Origin of the sequence: Pseudoalteromonas fuliginea (assembly GCF_000690055.1) — a bacterium.
Taxonomy (GTDB): domain Bacteria; phylum Pseudomonadota; class Gammaproteobacteria; order Enterobacterales; family Alteromonadaceae; genus Pseudoalteromonas; species Pseudoalteromonas fuliginea.
On record NZ_JJNZ01000003.1, the window covers coordinates 40,975 to 65,139 of the forward strand.

Genomic DNA, 24,165 nt, shown 5'->3' on the forward strand with positions numbered 1-24,165 from the left:
CACAACAGTACTATTAGCAAGAGTAGTAAAGAGAACATGACTTTAAAAAAATTATTAGTATCAACAGTTTTAAGTATCAGCCTTTGCCAAAGTGCATTAGCAGCCCCTGTAGAAATCGACAAGGTGATTGGCGTTGTAAACCAAGGCGTTATTTTAAATAGTGAAGTAGACACCATTGTAAATCGTGTTAAAAAACAAGCCGAAGAGCAAGGGCAACAACTTCCTAAAGATGAAACCTTACGTGTACAAGCAATAGAACGCTTAGTTAGCCAAACATTGATGATGCAAATGGCTGAACGTATGGGATTACAAATATCTGATAGCCAGCTAGACCAAACGCTAGCAAATATGGCAAAAGAGCAAGGCGGTACAATTGCTGATCTACGTAAAACCATTGAAGGTTCTGGCGAGAGTTTTCAAGCATACCGTGAAGAAATCCGTAAAGAAATAACCACTCAACAAGTTACACGCGCCAATGTAGATCGCCGAATTTATATTAGCGATCAAGAAGTTGATAATTTGCTAAAAATTATGGAAAGTCAGGGACAAAACTCTGAAGAGTATAATATCGGGCACATTCTTATCGATATTCCTAATGATGCGACTGCTGATGAAATATCTGCAGCAAAAACACGAGCAGATAAAGTAATAGAACTATTAAATGATGATCAAGAATTTAAACGTATTGCCATTTCGTCATCAAGCGGTTCAAAAGCACTTGAAGGCGGACAACTAGGCTGGATGGGTATTAATGAAATGCCATCATTATTTGCAGAAGCAGTTAAAGGCAAAAAAAGTGGTGCTATTATTGGCCCTCTTCGCTCTGGCGCTGGATTTCATATAATTAAAGTACAAGAAATTCGTGGACTACAAGTTGTAGAAACAACTGAAGTGCGCTCACGTCATATACTAATCGAACCCTCTATTATTTTAAGCGAAGAAAAAGCACGAAATATGCTTGCTGGTTTTGCAAAAGACTTACGTGCTGGTACCGCTGATTTTGGTGAACTAGCTAAAGAATATTCTGAAGATCCAGGTTCAGCTCTCAAAGGTGGCGAATACGATTGGACTGATCCAACAACTTACGTTCCAGCTTTTAGAGATACTTTACTTTCTCTTAAACAAGATGAAATTAGTGAACCATTCAGAACTCGATTTGGTTGGCATATTGTTCAGTTACTTGGCAAACGTGTAGCTGATAAAACAGAGCTTGCTAAACGCAATCGTGCTCATGGCATGTTGTTCAATCGTAAATTTAAAGAAGAAAGTTTTAACTGGCAACAAGAAATGCGCGAGCAAGCTCACGTTGAAATTTTCCCTACAGACCAATAAATATGACCTTAAGAATTGCGATTACCCCGGGCGAGCCAGCAGGCATCGGCCCAGATTTACTTCTTACGCTTGCTCAGCAAGCGTGGGATGCTCAGCTTGTCGTACTAGCTGATGGTAAACTGCTTAAAGAACGTGCTAAACATCTTGGTTTGCCTATTAATTTAATTAAGTTTGATGAAAATGCCCCCACAAAAGTAGCACCTGCGGGTAGTGTTTATATACATCAAGTTGATTTAGGTGTTGATGTAGAACTTGGGGTATTAAACGACGGTAATGGCCAATACGTTTTAGACACTTTGCGTATCGCAAGTGAAAAAAACATGGATGGTACATTCGATGCTGTTGTAACTGGTCCTGTCCATAAAGGTATTATTAACAAAGCTGGTATCTCTTTTAGCGGCCATACTGAATACTTTGCACAGCAATCAGATACTGCTGACGTTGTGATGATGCTGGCAACTGAGGGCTTACGTGTCGCACTTGTGACAACCCATATCCCACTTGCTTATGTATCGCGTGCTATTACCGAAGAACGTCTTACTAAAGTAGCGGGTATTTTAAATCACGACTTACAAACTAAATTTGGTATCGAAAAGCCACGTATTTTGGTATGCGGTTTAAACCCGCATGCAGGAGAAGATGGTCACTTAGGACGTGAAGAGATTGAAACAATCACACCTACTCTTGATGTACTTAGAAGCCAAGGTATGAATTTAATAGGTCCATTACCTGCGGACACGTTATTCCAAGATAAATATCTATCTGAAGCTGATGCTGTGCTTGCTATGTATCACGATCAGGGATTACCTGTGCTAAAATACAAGGGATTTGGTAATTCTGTGAATATTACATTAGGTTTACCATTTATCCGCACTTCAGTTGATCATGGTACTGCGCTAGATTTAGCCGGTACAGGTACCGCTGACGTTGGCAGTTTTGAATTAGCGATCCGCGAAGCAATTAAGCTCGCCCAAGAAAAAGCACAAAATCAATGACCGATAAAGTACATTTAGGACACCGCGCCCGTAAACGTTTTGGGCAAAACTTTTTATTTGATGAAATGATCATCGATAAAATAGTCTCTGCAATCGATCCTAAACCAGAAGACAACTTAGTAGAAATTGGCCCTGGACTTGGCGCTATTACAGAGCCTGTCGCTGATCTTAGTGGCCACCTAACGGTTGTTGAACTAGATAAAGATTTAGCACAACGTTTAATTGAGCACCCATTTTTAGGCCCTAAATTAACCGTTAACCAAGGCGATGCAATGACGTTTGACTTTGCAAGCCTAGTAAGAGACGACAAAAAATTAAAAGTGTTTGGCAACTTACCTTATAATATTTCTACGCCTTTACTGTTTCATCTTTTTGAATTTGCAGACAATATTGAACACATGCATTTTATGCTACAAAAAGAAGTCGTAAAGCGTATGGTTGCAGGCCCTGGTAGTAAAACCTTTGGCCGTTTAAGTGTAATGACTCAATACTACTGTAATGCAATGCCAGTGATAGAAGTGCCACCTGAGTGCTTTAAGCCAGCACCTAAGGTTGATTCTGCAGTTATTCGTTTAATCCCTAAAAAGCCAGAACAACGCACGGCTAAAAGCGTTAAAATTCTAAACACTGTGTGCTTGGAAGCCTTCAATCAGCGCCGTAAAACACTGCGCAACAGCTTGGGCAACTTACTAACAGCAGAAGAGCTTACAAGCATTGGGATAGACATAACGTTGCGCGCTGAGCGCTTATCTTTACAACAATTTATTGATATAGCTAATTGGATTTATGACAACAAGCAGTAATATTGGATCGCCTGTTAAGGTATCTGTAGAAACATTTTACGTAGAAGGTCAGTCTCAACCAGAGATCGAAAAATACGTATTTGCCTATTCGGTAACCATTCGAAATCATAGCCTGTGTAGCGCTAAGTTACTTAGCCGCTATTGGTTGATTACAGATGCAAATGGCAAAGAAACTGAAGTAGAAGGTGAAGGTGTTGTTGGCGAAATGCCAACCATAGGCCCTGGTGAAAGCTACAAATATACCAGTGGAGCTATACTTGATACACCAGTAGGCACTATGCAAGGGCATTATACTTTACGCAATGAATTCGGTTCTGAGTTTCAGGCACCTATTAACGTGTTTCGTTTAGCTTGCCCTAATATTTTGCATTAAATGATAACTAAATTGTATGGCTGATTATGTAATAGGTGATTTACAAGGATGCTTTAGCGAATTTAGCACCTTGCTACAGCGGGTAGATTTTAACCCAAGTAAAGATCACCTCTACTTAGTAGGAGATATAGTCGCTCGCGGACCAGACTCTTTAGCCTGCTTAGATTACATTTACCAAAACCAAGACAGCATAACGATTACACTTGGCAATCATGATTTGCATATGATTGCCTGCTATTACTTAAATAAACCAACTAACCCAAAAGACAAACTTAGCCCAATATTCAATAGCCATAAACTCACCTATTACATTGAATATCTTCAAACTCAGCCTCTTGCCTTATACTTAAAAAAATATAATAGCTTTATATCTCATGCTGGTCTTAACCCTGATTGGTCAATTGAAAATGCGTTAAAATATGCACAGTTTGCGCAAAGCTGTTACCAATCAAATAATGCAAAAACCTTCTTTGAGCAAATGTATAAGCCACACCCTGTGAAATGGCATAATGATCTAGACGACTTTGAAAAATTTAGATACATAGTTAATTATTTTACTCGAATGCGCTTTTTAACAAGTAATAATCAACTAGAACTTAGTGCAAAAGGCGCAACAATCAATAATAATGAGTTAACACCTTGGTTTATGCATCCAAATATATTAAACATTAAACAGGATATTATTTTTGGGCACTGGGCTGCCCTTGAAGGTAATACAAACCATAAATGTGTACACGCTTTAGATACAGGGTGTGTGTGGGGTAACAGCATGACGCTAATGAAACTACCTAGCAAACAAAAAATTGTAGAAAAATCCCACCTTTTGTCTAAATAACCTGAAATAATCTAATACATCTGTTAGATTTATAGACTAATAATTAAAATTAATTAAAGTAATTGATTTTAATTACTTAACTTATCAGTACAAACGCCGATAAGTTCTAACTGAAGTACTTTTGAGTGGAAACCTATATGAATCTAACAGTAAGCCAACGTATTTGGGGTGGTTTTATATTTATCACGCTATTACTTTTAATAATTGGTGGCAATTCTTTAATAAAAATAGCAAATATTGACCGCTCAACTCAAAAAGTGAACCAACTATCACTTCCAGCTCTGAATAAAAGCTCTGAGTTACAAGCTGAATTCATTTTAATGAGTAAAGCCGCTCAAGCGAGTTTTTACACTTCATCTGCAAATGAACTGGCGCCAATAAAAAAACAAGTACTCGAACAAAAACAGCTATTTAATAGCCTTCATAGCGAACTACAAGCAGTCGTAAAAGATGATCCAGCTTTAAACCAAAGCAGTAGAAATGTAGAACAAACCTACCTAAGTTTTTTAAGTACTGTAGAGAGCTTGCTTGTAGATAAGAGTAAACAATTAGCACTTAATAAAACATTAAAGTCTCAATTAGAAATTATCGAACTTAACGCTGAAGATGCAAATTCTGTCGTACTCGACATTTTGGACATAGACGGTTTTGAGCAAAATCATGCACGCGCATTTCAAGCGGCTAATAATTTAGAGAATAACTTTATGTCGGTTGTAAGTAATAGTACCGACATGCTGACAGTTAAAACACTCAATACACTTGATATTGTTAAAAACGAACAAAGCTACTATTTTGATGAAGTAACACGCACTCTAGCGTTAATAAAGCCTGCTATAGAGCAAACTCACAGTGATTTATTCAATAACTTAAAAGAGTATGTAGATACCCTCGAAAATAATATTAAAGGTAATAGTGGTTTAGCTGCAAATAAAAAACGCCTAATTGACTCAATCACACTGACCGAAAGAGAGCTTGCCGAATCAGAGCAAGCAACGAAAATGGCACTTAATCAAATTGATGAATTAGTTGCACAAGCAAGCAATGTTGCCTTTGAGTTACAAAAAGGTGTGCGCAGCGATGTAGATTCAGCTAATTTATGGACATGGGTAGGGATGGTTATCGCAACACTTCTAGCGATAGCAATTGCCATTATTACAGTTAGTCGTATAACCAAACCGCTTGCTGAAGTTAATCGTATTTTAGATATTGTTGCCAGTGGCGACATGACACAACGCTTAGATGACACTGCTAAAGATGAGTTTGGCGAACTATCTAAAAGTTGTAATACTTTAATTGATAGCTTGCGCAGCTTAATTAAAGGCATTATTTCTCGCTCGACTCAACTGGCCGCCGCTTCAGAAGAAACGTCTGCAATTACTGCAGAATCAAGTCAAGCAATTCGCAATCAACAAGCACAAGTTGAACAAGCAGCAACTGCAACCACTGAAATGAGCAGCACATCGCAAACAGTTAGCAACAGTGCTCAACAAGCGCTTAGTGAAATTAAAAATGCTGACAAAGAAGCCGAACGCGTTAAAGGTATTTCTAACAACAATAAAGCGACGATTGAGCAGCTTGCTCGTGAAGTAGACGACGCCTCTCAAGTTATCAATAAACTACATCAAGATAGCGCATCAATTGGTAGCATATTAGATGTAATACGCGGTATTGCAGACCAAACAAACTTATTAGCACTTAATGCTGCAATTGAAGCTGCACGTGCTGGTGAGTATGGCCGAGGCTTTGCGGTTGTAGCCGATGAAGTTCGCTCTTTAGCAAGTAAAACACAAGAGTCGACTCAAGAAATTCAATCAATGATTGAATCGCTACAAACAGGCGCAGAAGCTGCGGTAACAGCAATGAGCAAAGGTAAACAACGTGCTGTATCGTGTGTTGAGCAAACAGACTTAGCTAGTAGCGCGCTTGATTCTATTACATTTGCGGTATCTCAAGCTCACGATGTCAGTGAAGAAATATCAACTGCTGCATTAGAGCAACAACAAGTAGCACAAGAGATTAGTGAACGCTTAGAATCAATCGTAGCCATTGCAGAACAAACCGCTGAAGGCGCAAGCCAAACAAACATCTCAAGTTCAGAAGTAGCAAAACTTGCTGAAGAACTTCGTTTATCAGTCGATGAGTTTAAGGTTTAAATAACGCAATTAGCGCAAACTAAAAACCCCGTTGATACCAAGTATCAACGGGGTTTTTGTTTATTTAAATAAAGTACTTAACCTGAGCTCTGGTTAAGAGGTTTACTAACGTATTGAATCATGGTGATATTTAAATTTATTTTCTCTAGCCAGATAGATTTATTATCCAGAGTTCAGGTTACTTATGCCAATGCGCTTCATTAAGAAGGCTGGTGTTATTACTTTTGGCAATGGCTGCAAAAAACGGTGCTGCGCTGCCCTAGCCGTATTTCTTGCAGTTCGCTTTCACATGTCATACATGGCTTGCCTTTACGCCCATATACTAATAATTCTTGTGCAAAATACCCTGGTTTACCATCGCTTTGTGCAAAATCTTTAAGCGTAGTACCACCTTGCATAATAGCCGCAGCAAGCGTGTCTTTTATAATAGGAATAAGTGCTTGATAGCGCTTTTGTGAAACTTTTCCCGCTTCTCGCTTTGGATGTATACCCGCTTTAAATAACGATTCATTCGCATAGATGTTACCAACACCTACTACCACTGCGTTATCCATAATAAACTGCTTTACGGGTACTTTTTTATTGCGCGATTGTTCGTACACGCGTTTAGCAAAAAAATCATCGGTAAGCGGCTCAGGACCAAGCTTAGAGAGTAGCTTATGCACTTCACCGGGCTCTTGCCATAAGCAACAACCAAAACGACGAGGATCGTTTAAGCGCAGTGCTTTACCGTTGCCAAAAATAAACTCTACATGGTCATGCTTTTTAAGCGGCTCACTTTTATCTACAACACGTAAATTACCTGACATACCCAAATGTAAAATAGTACTGCCAAGCTCACAGTGTAAAAGTAAGTATTTAGCTCGTCGTTCAATACTTGTAACAATTAGCCCTTCAAGTTGATACACGTCATCTGGCACTGGCCAGCGCATACTGGCATTGTAAATATTTACCTTTGTGACAACTTGGTTTTGTACGTGGGGAGTGATGCCCATTCGGCTCACTTCTACCTCTGGTAATTCAGGCATTAATTAGACTCACTTTGTGAAAAATCAAAACTAGGAAATAACTGCTGTGCAGTTTTTAAATCGAGTGCGAGTATTCGTTGGCTACTCTTTTCGAGTAAGTAATATTGCCCATCGCCTCTATAAAGCAAATAAATCCAAGGTAAACTCTCACCAGCTAATTCAAAAGTAGCAACATATAAAGGCGCATTAGGATTAAAAACAACAGATTCGTTAACACCCATTAACTGCGCGCTTTGCCATTGGTTAATTAAATCACTAAGTTGTTGCTCAGAAGCTTGCCAGATAAATGGCGCATCTTTTTGTAACATTGTTGTACGCCAACTAGTTCCAATACGCTCAATTTTTTGATCAACAAATGTAAGCGTCAATACAAAGCTTTGAATTGGTAATACAGGCTGTACCGAAGGCTCATCAGCTGAATTAAAAAGTTGCTTATGCCAGCCATTTAAAAAGAAGATCATAATCAACATTGAAAAAATAATAACGTTGTTCCAACCTTTGCGACCAAGTTGCATGTGCACACTTCCTATTTAATTCAAGATTTTAAAGTGTAACTAAAACTTAATTGCACTGTCTATATGTTAAACCGTGCAGACTTTGTTAGAATATCGGCAAATTTAAAGGAGTTCCGTCAATGTCTATGTATGTAGTGGGCCATAAAATCCCAGATTCAGATTCTATTTGTGGTGCAATTGCACTGGCTTATTTAAAAAACCAAATCGATGAGCCAGCAATTCCAACACGTCTTGGTGAAATTTCACCAGAAACTCAATTTATCCTTGATAAATTTGGCTTCGAAGCACCAGAGCTAAAATTAAGCTACGCTGGCGAAGACGTTTACATTGTGGATCACACAGAAAAAACACAAGCACCCGATGATATCGACCAAGCTCGCGTTGTTGGTGTGGTAGATCACCATAAACTAGGTGACTTAACATCATCGACTCCGCTTGAATGTTGGATTCGCCCTGTTGGCTGTTCGAACACCATTATTAAAATGATGTACGATTTTTACAGTGTAGAAATCCCTAAAGACATCGCTGGTATTATGCTGTGCGCAATTTTAAGCGACACAGTCATATTTAAATCACCAACATGTACTACTGCCGATATTAAATGTGTTGAAGCGCTAGCTGAAATTGCAGGCGTAGAAGACTTTAAAGAACTTGGTATGGATATGTTCCGCGTTAAATCTGCGGTAGAAAACACACCAGCACGTGATTTAGTAATGCGTGACTTTAAAGACTTCAACATGAACGGTAACCTAGTAGGCATTGGCCAACTAGAAGTAATCGACCTTGCTGTTTTTGACGATATTAAAGCAGACCTTGCAGCCGATATTGCTAAGTTAAAAGTAGAGGGCAACCGCCACTCTGTATTTTTACTGCTTACCGACATAATGAAAGAAGGCTCAGAAATGCTAATTGTATCTGACGATGCAAACTTAGTTGAGCAGGCTTACGGTGTAAAACCAGAGAATGATAAAGTATGGTTAGATGGTGTACTGAGCCGTAAAAAGCAAGTAGTTCCACCACTGCAAGATGCGTTTTCAAAAGCCTAATAACTTTAACAAATAGCACTAAAAAAGCCGATATTGCATAAAACAATATCGGCTTTTTTGTTTTTAAAATGTGTATTTCTTATACCAATTAGCTTAATTAAATAAGCTATTTTGAGGTTGGAAAAACGTGTTGATAGCTAGGCAAAAAATTCGATATTTAGTTGTTCTCGGCAATTGCTCCTGCATTGCTCTACCTTTTGCATCCATGCAGTCGTAAATGAGAATTTTTTAACGCAGGTAGCGACACGTGTAGCCCCGCAAAATGATTAAGTATTATTGCGGATTGGTATTAAGCTACAAACACAATTCTCTAAATGGCAATGTGGCTGCGCCAATTGATACCGGAAAATTATCAATATTAGATACCACCAGCTTTGGCATAGGGCGTTTAGCGCCACGTCTAAATTGTGCATAAACCTCAGTTCGTGCAATAACTTTTTCAGCCAACTCTTTTGGAATATGGCCACCAATAATAATCGCCTCAGCATCTAATAAAGCAGAGCAACAGGTTGCCACTAAATCAAATGAGTCTTGAACCTTAAACAACCACTCTTCAACGCCTGGCCAATCAGGATCAAAGTTGTCATGCAGGTCGTAAATAGAAGTAACCGCTACGCCATTTTTTTTCAAAATACGTTTTAGTAATTCAAGATTAGGGTGGGCATATAATTTAGGCGGTAGCATGTCGCCAAGCTCACCTGCGTTTCCGTATGTACCGCGCAGTACGTCGCCATTATTTACAATACCACCACCAAATGCAGCCGACACAAACATATAAACAAAGTTTTTATACTCGCGCCCAATACCTGCAACACCTTCACCTGCGGCTGCGCCTGTAGCATCGTTAACAACCCAAGTTGGGAGTTGAAAATGCTGCGACACAATATCGATAATATCAACCTGCGACCACTCTTCTAGCATATGGTGGGTATTCATTTTCCCATCCATTGAGCTAAAAAAGCCAGAGATACCCACACCCATTCCCAGTACTTTTTCACTTGGAATGTCACGCTCAGCGCTTATATCTTCTACCAGCTTTTGTGCACATTTAAGCACATTATTAATGCTCATATCCGACATTAGCTGCATATGGGTGTAAACCACCTTTCCCGTAAAATCCATTACAGCAAGCGAAATAGCATCAAGCAAAATAGCTAAGCCAAAGGTAAATCCGTAATCGGGATTAAGGGCAATGCCAAACCCAGGTTTGCCTTTTTTATTAGGAATTAGCGTATCAGTTTGTACAATTACACCGTGTTGGGTTAACGACTTAAGTAAACGCGACACAGTTTGCTGTGGAATACGAGTTGCGCTCACAATATGACTTTGAGTTACGCACTTTTCCCAAAACACCACTTTTATAATATCGCGCTCAATATCTTGAAATAGCTTTTCGCCTTTTCCAAGCTCAAAACCAGAGCGTAATAAGTTACTGTTGTTTAACGAAAACATAGGTATTAACCCTAACAAAATTGGAGCACAAGATTACGTGAAACCATTATAAAGAACAAGTGGGCAAACTGCGCCTACTCAATCACTATCACTCTAAAATCATTCACATTTGTGTTAGTTGGCCCAGTAATAATTAAATCATCAATGGCTTTAAAAAACTGATGACTATTATGCCCTTCTAACTGTGCGCGTAAGTTTTCGCCTGCATCTTGTGCGCGAGCAATCGTACTGTTATTTATATACGCACCCGCTACATCTTTACTACCATCAACACCATCGGTATCACAAGCAAGTGCGTAAATACCCGCTTCGCCATTAAGTACCTCAGCCAACGCCATTAAGTATTCTTGATTGGGCCCGCCATCGCCATAAACATCAGCAACAGTTACTGTAAGCTCGCCACCAGAGAACAACATAACGCGCTTGCCTTGGGCTTTTTGCTCAAGAGCGATAGCCGCATGTTCCTTTGCAACTTCTTTAGCCTCGCCTTGAATATCATACCCTAGTACCTGGGTTTCCCAGCCTTGGTGCTGTGCAACACTTATAGCGCTATCAATAGCATGCTGCGCATTTGCAACAATAAAGTACTCACCCACGGTATCAGCAACTCGTTCTTGCTCTGGTTTTAATAAATGCGCTTCAACCTCTGCCATTACTGGCCAATTGTACTTTTGTAAAATAGCCAGTGCATCGGCTTTAGTACTGCCATCGCTAATAGTAGGGCCTGATGCTATATCACTTGGTTTGTCCCCTACTACATCTGAAATAATGAGCGTAACGTAATCTGACTTAGCGGCCTGCGCTAACTTACCGCCTTTAACAAGTGACAACTGCTTACGCACTACATTTATTTCATCAACGCTTGCACCACTTCTAAGTAAAAACTGATTAAGCTTTTGCTTTTGTGAAAAAGGCACATCATCAACAGGTAGGCACATCAACGACGAACCGCCCCCCGAAATAATAAACAAAATAGGAATATCAGCCGGGTTATTTTTTACAAGTTCCAATAACTCTTTGCCAGCAGCTAAGCTGTTATCGTCTGGTGTTGGGTGGTTTGCACTAAGCACTTTAATTCGCCCAGTATCACCGCTACTTTCGTAGCCATAACGCGTTACCACTGCGCCAAAACATTTATCACCATAAAAGCGATTAACTTCGGCGGCCATTTCAGCGGCGGCTTTACCCGCCCCTACTACACACAAACCTTTGCTTGCATCTATATTTTCTAAATACTTACTCATGCAAGCACTCGGTTTGCAGGCATTTACCGCAGTGGTAAATAAATCAATTAAAAACGACTTTTTAGAATCCATTAGTCACAGCTCACGAAAAAATTGAAGGAATAGCTAAACAAATTAATATCATCACAATAAACATGCTAAGTAGCATAACGATATCTTTGCCAGTTAAAATTGAGTTTGATACGGTCTCGGCATTTTGTACTTTTGTGACTTCGTTTACCTCTCTTGAAATTAAACGACTCGTAACATAAATAATCACCGCAGCGCTTACAAAACCGATAAAATTCCACCAAAACCAGAAAATATCAGGCGCAAATACCGACACCAACAAGTTAATTAATACACCACTAATTAAGCCAATATTGGCATGCAATGCAGCACTGCGTTTACTTAATACAGCAACTAAAAATACCGCCAGTATTGGGCCATAAAATAGCGAGCCGACTTTGTTAATAGCTTCAATAATGGTCGGCGCTATATCACCGGCAAAAAGTGATAGTACTAAGGTAATTGCACCCCATGCTAAACCTAAGTACTTAGCTAACTTTAAGTAAGATGGTTGGTCTAGCTCTTTATTAGAAATACGGCTGTAATCTTCAATACTTACCGCCGAAAGTGAATTAATTGCAGAGCTAAGTGACGACATCGCTGCCGACAAAATAGCGACAACTAACAAACCAATTAAGCCGTGCGGGAGGTAATCTAAAATAAATATAGGCATCATCCAATCAGGGTTATCTGCTGGAATTTTTGCTAAAAATTCAGGGTTACTCATTGCCAATGTGCCAACAATTAAACCCGACACACAATATAAAATAGTAATAGGAAAACGCACTACACCATTTGCTAAAATCATGTAGCGTAGGTTTTTAGGATCTTTTGCACTGAGCGCACGCTGTGCTTGCGTTTGGTCACATCCGTAGTAAGAGGCGTAAAGTACCACACCACCAAAAATCATCGGTAAAAAGCCAAAGCCATCACCACTAAAACCAAATGAATCAAACTTAATCGCTTCTAATCGGCTCGAATCAACATTGGCAATGAAGGTATCAACCCCACCTAAGTGATACAGTCCAAACCCTATACAAGCAATAGTACCCAATACAATGATGACCATTTGAATCGCATCACCGTACACTACAGCTTTCATCCCACCTTGCAGTGAATACAAAACGGTTATAACTCCCGTTAGTACAATTGCTTGCCATGCTTCTATTCCCATGGTGCCTTGTAAAATAAGCGATACCGCGTAAATCATAATGCCAGTGGCAAACGCACGGCTAAATTGAAACACCACACTAATAAGCACACGGGTTGAGCGGCCAAAGCGCATTTCTAGATAATCGTAAATACTGACAATGCCGCTTTTATAAAGCTTGGGTAAAATAGTCGCTAAAATTAAAATCATCGCCAGCGGAACACCCAACTCATACGAGAGCCATTGCATACCACCACCTTCACGCAAACCAACAAATGCAGGAGCCGAAATAAAGCTAATAGCCGAAAGCTGAGTGGCCATTACCGACAAAGCTAAAGGCTTCCAACCTAAGCTTTTACCCCCTAAAAAGTAATCATTTTTATTGGTTTGTTCGCGTAGCATAAATCCCATTACCAATAAGGCACCAAGATAAAGAGCAACTATTGAAAAATCTAATATATTCATAATTAATTCGCGTATTCACAATATGAAAACACAGCGCCTTTTCAAAAATTAAATACCAAATGGCTACCTGCCCTTACCTTTTTAAATAAACGAACCTAATCAAAAAGATAAACCTGTAGCTAACTTAGCTGAAAAATACATCACAATGCAAAAAACCTATTAACCCCAAAGTAGGTTAATAGGCATAAAGCATTTATTTAAAAGTCGTATTTAACTCTTAAGGTAACGCGTCGTGGGAGAATTGGGCGACCTACAAAATATGGGTTATCTGCCGTTTGGCTATTACCTAGACGAGGTGAACCTTCAGTAACACCGTCAGAATCAAACAGATTAAATACCCCAACGCTTAAGCGTACTGTTTGCTCTGGTGCAAATTGCCAGTTATAGCCTGCATCAAATCTAAATAAGTGGAATGAATCAAGTTCCACAGAGTTTGCATCGTTAGCAAAATTTTTACCGGTAAAGTTATGGTAAATCGATGCATCCCAGTTATCTGCGGTGTAGCTAATAGATGAGTTAAATAATATTTTTGGTTTACGACGTAATTCGTTACCAATAATAGAAGGGTCTGAGTCAAATTCAGTAAACTCGTGATCAGTGTAGGTCATGTTGGCATCAACAGCCCACTCATCGGTAATATCGTAACGACCGGTAAGCTCAACACCCGTTGCTTTAGTTGATTGCATCACTGGCAGCTCTAATACGCCCCCATTACCATCATTTACAAAGTCTACGCTGCGTCTGTCTTTTAAGTCAGTTCTAAATAACGCAATGCTACCGCTAAAGTCGTTATCAAAAAACTTAACACCTAGCTCGCCTTGCTCAACAATTTCGGCTTCGTAGCTGGCAGGCTCGCCTAAATCGTTAAACTGAATACCTCTAATTTCTGGGAAGAAAAACCCGCGAGATGCATTGGCATATATATTTAAGTTATCGGTTAGGCGATATAACGCCGCTCCCGATGCAGCAAACTCAGACGTGTCGACTTCGCCGTAAGTCATTACACCACTGCCCGTAGTGTTAACTTGTAAGTTAGGTGCAAGCGTTGGATCATCAGAAATCTGAACTACTTGGCTGCCTTCACGACTAATTTTTCCTTCAATTTCTTCGTAGCGAACACCAAAGTCAAAAATCCAATCGTCGCTTTCCATTTGATCCGCTACGTACAATGCTCTGCGGGTAGCGCTAATGGTTTGGTTAGTATAAGAAATGCCTGGGCCACTAATACCATTTTGAGTGTACTGAACCTCATCGCCATTGACATCGGTATACGTTAAGTCGATTAAGCGAGGGTTGTTATTAAACTCACCTAAGTAAGTTGTAATAACGTTGTCGTCGTCGGCTTCACTGTGCGAGAAAAATGTACCGACTGTAATATCGTGGCTAAAATCACCTACAAAAATGCTTTTGATGATATTAAATTCTGCAGAAAAATCTTCAGCTGGGCGGTCACGGTCTAAAATGCGGTTAGCAAATAGTAAGTCATCACTTGCAAGTGCGACACCTGAATTAACATAAGAAAACTCAGCACCGCTTGCATCACCTAGCCCTCGGTTAGCTAAAAAGTCGTCTTGGCTTTCAGGTACATTAATAATACCGTCGCCGTCTAAAAATAGATTAAATTCGTGTTGGTATTTAGCATATTTACTGCGCATATTAATGGCAAAATCGTTAGCGAGTTCTTTTTCAAACACCACTGAAATAGAACCACCTTTAGTAACTACACCATCGCTGATTGGCGATTCATAACGACCATTTGCTGTATCGTAGGTTAAGTTAGATACTTGCGCCGTTTGCAGTGATTCGACTTCACGACCATCATTACCACTTAAGCGCTCGCGGCTGTCGCCATCAAGTGGAATAGGTAAGTAAAACTGAGCTTGGTCGTCAATGTACTGTCCGTAAACAGTAAATGAGCCAGAGCCATCATCAAATTCTTTACGAATATTACCACGCAACTGTGTACCTTTAGTCTCAAGGCCTGTATCTAATGGGCCCTCGTCGTAACGGTAAAAGCCTGAAAGCGCATAATATAAGCCGTCTTCGTTAAGTGGACCGCTCGCTGCAAAATCTAAGCGAGTACGCCCTTGGTCAGAAAGCTCCATTTGTACGGTACTTTGCGGATCATCACTGCCCGTTTTAGAAATATAGTTAATAATGCCGGCCACAGAACCTTGACCAAATAAATTAGATACACCACCACGCACAAACTCTACGCGCTCAATACCCAAATCATTACGGTAATACACATCAAACGCCGATGAGTTTAAACCAAAAACACTCAGTGTAGGTGAACCATCATAAGACAGCGGCGTAAACTGAAACTGACCCGATGAAGGTAAGCCTCTTACTTGTAGATTAGTAGCGACTTCACCGCCACCGCCTTCTACTTTAATACCCGGAATATAGCGAAGCACATCCGCTTGGCTACTTGAAGACAGCTTTACCAGCTCGTCTTCGCTAATAGATGTTACTGATTGTGGAGTGTCTGAAATAACACGCCCTTTACTGGTACCAGAGACGATAATACGCTCAACGTTGTTAGCTTTTTTTGCTGTATCTGGTGCAGCTTCTTCTGCCGCATAAGCGCCCTGTGCAAGGCATAAAGATACAATAGAGGCGATCGTTGTTTTATTCACGGGTATTCTCCAATTGTGCTGGTTGTCTGTGTGTATTTACTTAGAGTGAGGCTAAGCAAAGCCGAAATAATCAAGTAAACATGTTAGTTTTTTGTTACTTCGAACAGGATTTAAGCACAGAAAAAAAACATTTACAACCCATAATGAGTGCTTTAATATTATCCAAATCGGAAATAACACACAAAGAGCACCCAATATGACTACTGCAAACAGCGGTAAAATTGACTCAGCAACGGCTTCATCGCTTGCAGACCTTGCTACTAAAACACTTATAGCGAACGACTTAGGTGGCTATACAGTACCAACACATGGCCTATACCCGTTTCAGTGGAACTGGGATTCAGCCATTACAGCGCTAGGTTGGATGAAATCAGACGAAAGCCGCGCATGGCAAGAAATTGATGTGTTATTTTCAGGCCAATGGGATAATGGCATGGTGCCGCACATCTTGTTTCATAAAGATTCAGATACTTATTTTCCTGGCCCTGACGTATGGGGTTCGGATAAAAAAATTAAAAGTACGTCTATTTCACAGCCGCCAGTAGTCGCCACCATAATGAAAGAAATGCTTGCCAGCGCTAAAGATAAAGCACTTGCAGAACAAAAAGTTAAAGCGTTATTTTCACAAGTAGTTGATTATCATTTATGGTGGTACAACGACCGAGATCCTGAAAAAACAGGTTTAGTAGTGACCTACCACCCGTGGGAATCGGGCATGGATAACAGCCCATCATGGGATGACGTTCTTCATGCTGTGCCATGTGTAGATTGGGAATATACGCGCCGTGATACAAGTCATGTGGATTCTTCTCAGCGTCCACATAAAAGTGAATACGACCGCTTTTTATACCTTGTAGACTTTTTCAAACGTAACAACTTTGACAGCAAAGTAATTTATGAAACCTGTCCGTACAAAATGAATGACCTAGGTATTATTGCTATTTTACACCGAGCAACCAAAGATTTACTCAAAATGGGTGAACAACTTGGCTTAAACGATGATCGCACTGATTACTTAGCACAGCGTTTACAAATAACAGAGCAAGCCATAAACACTTTATGGTGTGAACAAAGCCAGTACTTTTATTGCAGAGATGTATTAACTAACAGCTTGGCTAAAGTTAAAACATCAGCCGCGCTATTAACTGTATATGCAGGTTTAACAAGCGATGAGCAAACTAAAATAATTAATACAGCCACCGAAGATTTTATTGAGTCGAGCCAATTTAGTGTGGCATCTACTCACCCTAAAGAAGAAAAATACGAGCCACAACGCTACTGGCGTGGCCCGATTTGGTTACACATCAACTGGATGATAGCCATAGGCCTTAAAGAAGCAGGCTTTGCAACAACGGCTGACAAAATTCAAGATGACACTCGCAACCTAGTTGTTAAGTCAGGCTACTACGAATATTTTAACCCAGAAACAGGTGCAGGTTGTGGTGGTAAAGATTTCTCGTGGACAGCTGCAATAGCATTACATTGGCTACTTGACTAATAACTAAGGCAAGATCATGAAACACACAATATGCTTTGGTGAAGTACTGGTTGATTTACTTTCAAATAAATTGAGCCAAAACAGCAACGAACACGAAGCGTTTACAAAGTTTGCAGGCGGTGCGCCTGCAAACGTAAGCGTTGCCATTGCAAAGCTAGGCGGTAATGCTTACTTTGCAGGAATGCTAAGCACTGATAGCTTTGGCGACTTTTTACATAATGCATTAAAAGAGCAAGGTGTAAAAACCGACTTTATGCGTTTTACCAACCAAGCAAAAACAGCTCTCGCGTTTGTATCACTCGATAACGATGGCGATCGCACGTTTGAGTTTTACCGTGATAACACCGCCGATTTGCACTTTAATAACGATGACTTTAGTCGCGAATGGTTTGAGCAATGCGATATTTTTCATATTTGCTCAAACACATTAACCAACAAAAACATCAGAAACACCACCGCTTACGGTGTTAAATTTGCAAAACAAAATAACTCAATTGTAAGCTTTGATATTAACTTGCGCCTCAATTTATGGCCAAGCGATGCCAACCCTCGCGAGCATATTTTACCGTTATTAAAAGACTGCTCAATTATTAAAGCCTCAAAAGAAGAGCTTGAATACTTAGCGGGTGAACAATCGAGCGATGAGTTTATTGCCCAAACACTTAATAACGGTTGTGAGCTATTTGTAGTTACTGATGCAAGTAACCCAATGTATTGGTTTACTAAACACGGCAAACAAATGCTTATCCCTAAAAAAGTAACTATGGTTGATGCTACCGCTGCAGGGGATGCGTTTGTAGGTGGACTGCTGTATCAGCTAGGCCTACAAAACCTAACACCCAGCTCTTTTAGCGAGCTTTGCAACACGCCCAAAACACTAACAACTATTTTTGAATTTGCTTCGTTATGTGGTGCCCATGCCGCATCTTACAAAGGGGCATTTAACTCCCTACCTAACCAAAAGTCTCTACACGATTTTAGGAGCAAACTATGAAAAGCACACCTGATAACTTTAAAAGCCGTGAATTTTTAACGCAGCACATTAGCGACACGTTAGCGTTTTATGAGCCAAATATTGACGACAAACACGGTGGTTTTTACCAAAACTTTTCTGATAACGGTGAGGTATTTGATAAACACACGCGCCACTTAGTAAGCTCTACTCGTTTTGTATTTAACTATGCACGCGCGTATCAAACCTTTAATGACGAAAAGTACCTTAATCGTGTTAAATCGGGGATTGAGTTTATTCGTAAGCATCACCTTGTTGAGCAAACTGGTGGCTACAACTGGTTATTAAAAGTTGAAAACGCTCAAGCCACCGTGCTTGATAACACCAATCATTGTTATGGCTTTGCATTTGTTATTTTAGCGTACAGCTGGGCATACCGCGTAGGCGTTACGCAAGCACGTAAATATCTCAACGATACATTTCAAACAATGGAAACACATTTTTGGGATGCAAAAGCCGGTTTATATAAAGATCAGCATAACAGCGACTTCACACAATGTGATTCATACCGCGGCCAAAATGCCAACATGCATACTTGTGAAGCACTGATTGCCGCCTATGAAGCCACAAAAGACGAAATATTTTTAAACCGTGCGCTCACACTTGCCGACAACATGGTTAACCGCCAAGCTAGTTTAATGGGCGGATTAATCTGGGAGCATTACGATATAAATTGGCAGGTCGATTTAGAGTACAACAAAGACGATCCTAAAAATTTATTTCGTCCGTGGGGCTTTCAACCAGGCCATCAAACAGAGTGGTCAAAACTACTTATGTTTTTAAATAAGCATAAGCCACAAAAATGGCTTATTGAACGCGCTCAAGCCTTATTTGATAACTCAATAAATGTAGCGTGGGATAAAAAGTACGGCGGTATTTGCTACGGCTTTGCCCCTGATAAAACTATTTGCGATGACGATAAATACTTTTGGGTTCAAGCCGAAACTCTGTGTTGTGCAGCGTATCTTTATCAAGCAACAGGGGATGAAAAATATCAGCAATGGTATGACAAAATTTGGCAGTATTCGTGGCAGCATTTAGTCGATCATAAATACGGTGCTTGGTTTAGAATTTTAACCGCTGACAACAAAAAAATAGACACGATGAAAAGCCCAATAGGTAAAACTGATTACCATACAATGGGTGCCTGCTTTGATGTGCTCGAACTATTAAAGTAACTATGTAGTTATAACTTTTACAGTGTTGTGTAGACCTTTTAACCGCCAGTTTGGCGGTTTTTTTCTTAAGTGTTAGCGCTTTTTTAAAAATACAATTCCAAAAATCTCTAACTACTTATTTATTTACGATATAGATAACTTTAAAAACATTAACGATACCTATGGTCGTTTAGTAGGTGATAGCATTTTAAGTGAATTTACCAATATACTAAAAAATTAAATGCCGAAGAGTTCTTTAATTGCACAATGGGGAGCTGGAGAGTTTACTGTTATTTTATCAGGCACCTCAATAACCGATGCGATGACACAAGCTAATGTAGTGTTCGCGACAACTAGTTTGACAAACACCGTATCAAAGATGTGGTCCAATACTAGCTACCAATGTTTTTACTTCACCATCTATTTCAGAAAAAGTAAAATAAATGCGATTATGATAGTAACCATTGTCTCTAGGATCATTGCTATCACTTGGCTTTAAGTGATATTCACAGTTTACTTGATTAACTTCGGAAACTTCAGGGAAACTAAATTGCATATTTTTCTTATTATTACTCCCTTGAGTAGTACAACTATAACCAGCTAAGTGCCCAATAATATCAAGTTCTTCTGGAATACGGATCTGTGCTTTGTGATCATTTAGAGCTTTTAAACACCGAGTAAATGCAATAGAGAACTTACAGAAATCCCCTCCTTCAATACTATTTAAAGTTAACCTGCAATTTGAGTGGTAAATTATATTTGTGAAGTGACTAGTCATTCTTTGGTAATAACTGTCATTGCTAACGGGGTATTCACTGAGCATTTTTTCATAATGACTTGCAAAAGTTTCATCATTATCAAAACCGACATATCCGTTCATTTTTAGTATAGGCATATAGAGAATATGATTTTCATTATTTTCTATATTCGGCCCTAAAACCGATTTTTCAATTAATTCATCTGTAGTTAAACTCCACCAATCAAAATTTTTCAAATATTCTCTTTGTAGCTTCATATTAAAAGAAATTTGCAAGCCTCGGTCACCGCCAAACTCAAAGTTTTTTATTTGTTGATTTACAGATAAGCCAAAATAGGAGTAGTCAGTGATATCATTTCCAACAGCAAAATAAACTTTTGCTTGTTTATAATCATCCTTTATACCTTGCAACAATTTAAATTCCTCTTCTAATTCTTTAAAACTAGAAAAACGAGATTTATTGAAGCTAAAAATAGAGAGGCTGATTATTGTTTTCATTTATCCTTTCCTTTCATCATAATATCCATATCGATTAAGTGTTGATCAAAAAATTCTTCTGGCCATTCGGATAGTTGCCCCTTATCATCTACAAATATATCTTGAACTTCACTTCCTTCAGTACTACTGAAAACTTGATATATCGTAATTTTAGAACAATCTACTAGACCTAACCTTGGCATTAATCGAATACCGTTTATTACATGGTCACTATGAGTTTCAACTATAACTTGTACACCAGATTGAGCCGCTAATGCAATCAAACGACCTAAGTAACTTTGCCCTTTAGGATGTAAATGCGCTTCTGGATTTTCAATAATGACAAGACCACCGGGTTTTGTCATTAATAGTGCCATTATTATTGGCAGTGCATAACTCAAGCCAAAACCTACATTGAATGGCCTATATCCCTCACTATTAAATTCAAATAAAGTTGTTGCAATATCAGCCTGTTTAATTGATGTTGAACTGACAAAAACTCCTGGTGATATGTCTCCCATCCATTCGTGAATATTATTTGACACACTCAACACTCTCGCATTTTCATGTCTACGAGGGTCGTTTTCTATTAAATCACCTAAACTTCCAATGTCTGATAATACTTGCGCGCAGTATTCGCCTTGAGTCCCTAACCAGTTAAGTGCTCGCCTTTTATGGGAATATGGGTAATAACTCTTTGGACCTAGACGTTCAGCACTCAAATATTGAAAATTATTTTTCAAGCATTTCTTTATTGAATCACAACCATCACCTTTTACTTTCATTAATGGTAAGGGTTGTTCATCCATTGCAGCTTTACGTTTACTATAATCTTTTTCCACATAATGAGGATCATCAAGATCATCAAGATCATGACCCCATGTATAGGAACCATTTTCATTACCAATTTCAAAGTAAACTGAATCTTCATCCGCATTTCTTTTATGGATATCCGAATATGTACCTATCGAAACAAACTCACCATTTATAGGAATATCAGTTTCAGAAAAGTCGCCTTGGATTGCGAGAAGCATACTTTGGATAGCTGTACTTTTACCAACAGAATTGTTACCGCAAAAAACAGTAAGATTACTGAAAGAAAACTCATGATCCGCATAACATTTGAAATTTCTTAACTTAACTTTGCTTATCATTGTATTTAATTCTCAATGGTTTAAATTTGAAATCCAATCCTGCTATTTCATTAAGCATATTAATAAAGCTATCAAAGCGATATTTGATAGTTACATACTTACCAGTAGAGTTAGATATTGAGTAATCAAAACCTCTTTTTTGCAATGTAAATGCCTCAGAAGACCACCGAGCGTAATCACTAGAGTCTTCACTAATCATTTCAAACAACTTCTTTTTAATTTTCGAAGAAATGGGTTCAGTTATAACTACTTTTCGTTGCTCTTCATTCATTAATGCAAAAGTTGACACTAATAACTCAAATAAGGATTTGTTCATTCTACCTGTTGGTTCTTTTCTATATGCATCGGAGCCAAATATCAATTTAATAGTATCGAATGCGCTTTTCAAACTTTTATCTATTTCTTGGTATACTTCATGCGATGAATTAATGTTCTTATCAAATTCAAATGCATTTAATTCTTTTAAAGTATGACAAAGAAAATCATCATATTTCTTATAAGTAAATTGATTGTAACCAAAGTAAATATAGCTCGTTGCCCTCAAAATAAACTCAAGATCTAACATTCTCTCAGGGTTGATACTAAGCGGAGTAGAATTAATAAACTCAGAAGTTTCAGCCAAATATTTAAGGAACCTATTTGCAGGTCCAGGGTAAAGAGCTGAACGAATTTCTTGGTAACTGAGGTTTTTTCCTGAAGTATTAATCCGCTGAAACAACTCACGCACCATCTCATCACTCTCATTAGACACTTGAATCAAATGACCTTGAATCTGATACTCTCTAATTCTTCGTTGCTCTTTTCTTGATAGATCTCGGAATTTAGAATCATTCAGATCTGCTCTTCGATCTAAGTATTTTAAAGCAAATTCACCAGACATAAAATCATAAAGAGTAGTAGTTCTCTGTAAGCCATCAATTACAATCCACTCTAAATCGTCAAGATATGGACTAGAGTTTTCAGCAAAATAAAAAACAGGAATTGGTAAGCCAAGCAGTATTGATTCTATTAGACGTGATTTATCTTTTAAGGGCCAAATTCTATCCTTACGTTGAAATTCAGGCTGTAAATCAATCTCACCATGATTGATCCGGTCAAACAATAACGATACAGTGGGAAATACTTGCGAAATACGGGTTGCTTTTAAGTATTCAGATGATTCATCACTTATGTCAGGGCTTCCAAAAAACTCTTTATCATCTTCATCTATATCATCCTCTTCATAATTTCTCCCGCTCATTGAGTGTTCGTCATCAATGGAGGTATCAATATTTACAATTGAAATAGCAAGTTTTTCTTCTAGTTCTTTCATTTCAGTTAAAGCAATTTCAATTGCTTCAACATCTGTTTCACCAGGATACTTAATAGAAATATTCAAAAAATTTTCACTAAGCAATGTAACTAACTTATTATGCTCGTCATGAAATTTTGAAATATCAAAATCTCGATATTGATCTATTCTTTTTTTTATTTCACGATTTTCTGTTTGAGTTAATTCTTTAAGAGTTGCTAGTGGGTGAGTTTTATTGGTTCTTAAGTATAAATGTTTTTTCTTCTCGTATTTGAAATGCTCAATGCATGGCATATTTGCCAGAATAGTCTCAGGTTGATGACGGCTTGAACCTGCTCCAGCTAGAGCTTCTTCAACACTAACATATCCTCTTTGCTCTAAGTTTTTCCATATTTTTTCCAATTCACCAAAAGCGCGAGATCTTTTATTAGTTGAAGAAGTTTTATCTAACGTATAACGTTTTTTCTCTCTATCTACATTAATGATTTTAATAGGATCATTAGAATCATTAATTGATTGGAGTTCCATGCCAATTAATTTTTCTAGGTAATTAAGGATATCTTCAAAAAGCATAAAAACCACCGATTAACAAAATTTTATTATTGCGAATTAGTTTATCATGACATATCTCTCAAAGTAATCAACTACCCCGCTCCAAGGCTCAAATTAGCTTCGCGAAGAGGGGGATCTTAATTAGTCTAGGATCAAAAACCTTTACGCTGCAAGCGGCAGATAATTTAA

20 protein-coding genes are annotated in these 24,165 nt (G+C 38.7%); 11 read left to right on the top strand and 9 right to left on the bottom strand.

Annotated features, from left to right (window positions below; all coding sequences use genetic code 11):
• The first annotated feature begins 36 nt into the window (after nt 1–36).
• The 6 genes from surA (at nt 37) to DC53_RS19220 (ending at nt 6,491) form a co-directional block, all read left to right on the top strand.
• Nucleotides 37–1,332 (top strand): peptidylprolyl isomerase SurA, encoded by a 1,296-nt coding sequence (gene surA / locus DC53_RS19245; RefSeq protein ID WP_008136592.1) that lies wholly within the window; start codon nt 37–39, stop codon nt 1,330–1,332.
• Nucleotides 1,333–1,334: 2 nt separating this feature from the next.
• Nucleotides 1,335–2,327, top strand: a complete 993-nt coding sequence (gene pdxA / locus DC53_RS19240; protein WP_033028348.1) for a 4-hydroxythreonine-4-phosphate dehydrogenase PdxA — start codon at nt 1,335–1,337, stop codon at nt 2,325–2,327.
• Complete coding sequence (gene rsmA, locus DC53_RS19235) at nt 2,324–3,130, top strand: 16S rRNA (adenine(1518)-N(6)/adenine(1519)-N(6))-dimethyltransferase RsmA (RefSeq protein WP_007376553.1); 807 nt, start codon at nt 2,324–2,326, stop codon at nt 3,128–3,130. Before pdxA ends, rsmA begins: the two co-directional genes overlap by 4 nt.
• Nucleotides 3,114–3,503 (top strand): Co2+/Mg2+ efflux facilitator ApaG/CorD, encoded by a 390-nt coding sequence (apaG, locus tag DC53_RS19230; protein ID WP_007376554.1) that lies wholly within the window; start codon nt 3,114–3,116, stop codon nt 3,501–3,503. The genes rsmA and apaG overlap by 17 nt, the downstream gene beginning before the upstream one ends.
• Nucleotides 3,504–3,519: 16 nt before the next feature.
• A complete protein-coding gene (locus tag DC53_RS19225) occupies nt 3,520–4,338 on the top strand; it encodes a symmetrical bis(5'-nucleosyl)-tetraphosphatase (RefSeq protein WP_007376555.1) in 819 nt (272 codons plus the stop codon).
• A gap of 137 nt (nt 4,339–4,475) precedes the next feature.
• Complete coding sequence (locus tag DC53_RS19220) at nt 4,476–6,491, top strand: methyl-accepting chemotaxis protein (RefSeq protein WP_007376556.1); 2,016 nt, start codon at nt 4,476–4,478, stop codon at nt 6,489–6,491.
• Between the two features lie 218 nt (nt 6,492–6,709).
• On the opposite strand, the gene mutM is transcribed toward DC53_RS19220, so the two are convergent.
• Entirely contained in the window at nt 6,710–7,519 is an 810-nt protein-coding gene (gene mutM / locus DC53_RS19215) for a bifunctional DNA-formamidopyrimidine glycosylase/DNA-(apurinic or apyrimidinic site) lyase (RefSeq protein WP_007376557.1), read from the bottom strand.
• Nucleotides 7,519–8,034, bottom strand: a complete 516-nt coding sequence (locus DC53_RS19210; protein ID WP_007376558.1) for a hypothetical protein — start codon at nt 8,032–8,034, stop codon at nt 7,519–7,521. The genes mutM and DC53_RS19210 overlap by 1 nt, the downstream gene beginning before the upstream one ends.
• Before the next feature lie 119 nt (nt 8,035–8,153).
• On the opposite strand from DC53_RS19210, the gene DC53_RS19205 reads away from it, so the two are divergent.
• The gene (locus DC53_RS19205; RefSeq protein WP_007376559.1) at nt 8,154–9,080 is read left to right on the top strand and encodes a manganese-dependent inorganic pyrophosphatase; all 927 of its coding nucleotides are present in this window, start codon (nt 8,154–8,156) and stop codon (nt 9,078–9,080) included.
• Between the two features lie 294 nt (nt 9,081–9,374).
• Here the strand turns inward: DC53_RS19205 and DC53_RS19200 are convergent, their stop codons facing one another.
• The 4 genes from DC53_RS19200 to DC53_RS19185 form a co-directional block, all read right to left on the bottom strand.
• Complete coding sequence (locus tag DC53_RS19200) at nt 9,375–10,532, bottom strand: ROK family transcriptional regulator (protein WP_002957728.1); 1,158 nt, start codon at nt 10,530–10,532, stop codon at nt 9,375–9,377.
• 74 nt (nt 10,533–10,606) lie between these two features.
• Nucleotides 10,607–11,848 carry a glycerate kinase type-2 family protein gene (locus tag DC53_RS19195; RefSeq protein WP_007378626.1) on the bottom strand — a complete coding sequence of 414 codons (1,242 nt, stop codon included), beginning with the start codon at nt 11,846–11,848 and terminating at the stop codon, nt 10,607–10,609.
• 10 nt (nt 11,849–11,858) lie between these two features.
• The gene (locus DC53_RS19190; protein ID WP_033028349.1) at nt 11,859–13,439 is read right to left on the bottom strand and encodes a sodium:solute symporter family protein; all 1,581 of its coding nucleotides are present in this window, start codon (nt 13,437–13,439) and stop codon (nt 11,859–11,861) included.
• A gap of 197 nt (nt 13,440–13,636) precedes the next feature.
• On the bottom strand, nt 13,637–16,078 hold the full coding sequence (locus tag DC53_RS19185; protein WP_033028350.1) for a TonB-dependent receptor: 2,442 nt from the start codon (nt 16,076–16,078) through the stop codon (nt 13,637–13,639).
• A 196-nt stretch (nt 16,079–16,274) separates the two neighbouring features.
• Here DC53_RS19185 and DC53_RS19180 point away from each other — a divergent pair, with 196 nt between their 5' ends.
• From DC53_RS19180 to DC53_RS22705, 4 genes are all read left to right on the top strand, one after another.
• The gene (locus DC53_RS19180; protein ID WP_033028351.1) at nt 16,275–17,576 is read left to right on the top strand and encodes an MGH1-like glycoside hydrolase domain-containing protein; all 1,302 of its coding nucleotides are present in this window, start codon (nt 16,275–16,277) and stop codon (nt 17,574–17,576) included.
• Between the two features lie 16 nt (nt 17,577–17,592).
• On the top strand, nt 17,593–18,570 hold the full coding sequence (locus tag DC53_RS19175) for a carbohydrate kinase family protein (RefSeq protein ID WP_033028352.1): 978 nt from the start codon (nt 17,593–17,595) through the stop codon (nt 18,568–18,570).
• On the top strand, nt 18,567–19,766 hold the full coding sequence (locus tag DC53_RS19170; protein WP_033028353.1) for an AGE family epimerase/isomerase: 1,200 nt from the start codon (nt 18,567–18,569) through the stop codon (nt 19,764–19,766). The genes DC53_RS19175 and DC53_RS19170 overlap by 4 nt, the downstream gene beginning before the upstream one ends.
• Before the next feature lie 121 nt (nt 19,767–19,887).
• Nucleotides 19,888–19,986, top strand: coding sequence for a diguanylate cyclase (locus DC53_RS22705; protein WP_369126320.1), 99 nt, complete (start codon nt 19,888–19,890; stop codon nt 19,984–19,986).
• 132 nt (nt 19,987–20,118) lie between these two features.
• On the opposite strand, the gene DC53_RS21920 is transcribed toward DC53_RS22705, so the two are convergent.
• Genes DC53_RS21920 through DC53_RS19155 form a run of 3 tightly spaced genes read right to left on the bottom strand, consistent with a single transcriptional unit; the run spans nt 20,119 to nt 23,997 of the window.
• A complete protein-coding gene (locus DC53_RS21920) occupies nt 20,119–21,000 on the bottom strand; it encodes a hypothetical protein (protein WP_033028354.1) in 882 nt (293 codons plus the stop codon).
• On the bottom strand, nt 20,997–22,133 hold the full coding sequence (locus DC53_RS19160; RefSeq protein ID WP_033028355.1) for an AAA family ATPase: 1,137 nt from the start codon (nt 22,131–22,133) through the stop codon (nt 20,997–20,999). The genes DC53_RS21920 and DC53_RS19160 overlap by 4 nt, the downstream gene beginning before the upstream one ends.
• Complete coding sequence (locus DC53_RS19155; protein WP_033028356.1) at nt 22,117–23,997, bottom strand: DUF262 domain-containing protein; 1,881 nt, start codon at nt 23,995–23,997, stop codon at nt 22,117–22,119. Before DC53_RS19155 ends, DC53_RS19160 begins: the two co-directional genes overlap by 17 nt.
• Nucleotides 23,998–24,165 lie beyond the last annotated feature (168 nt).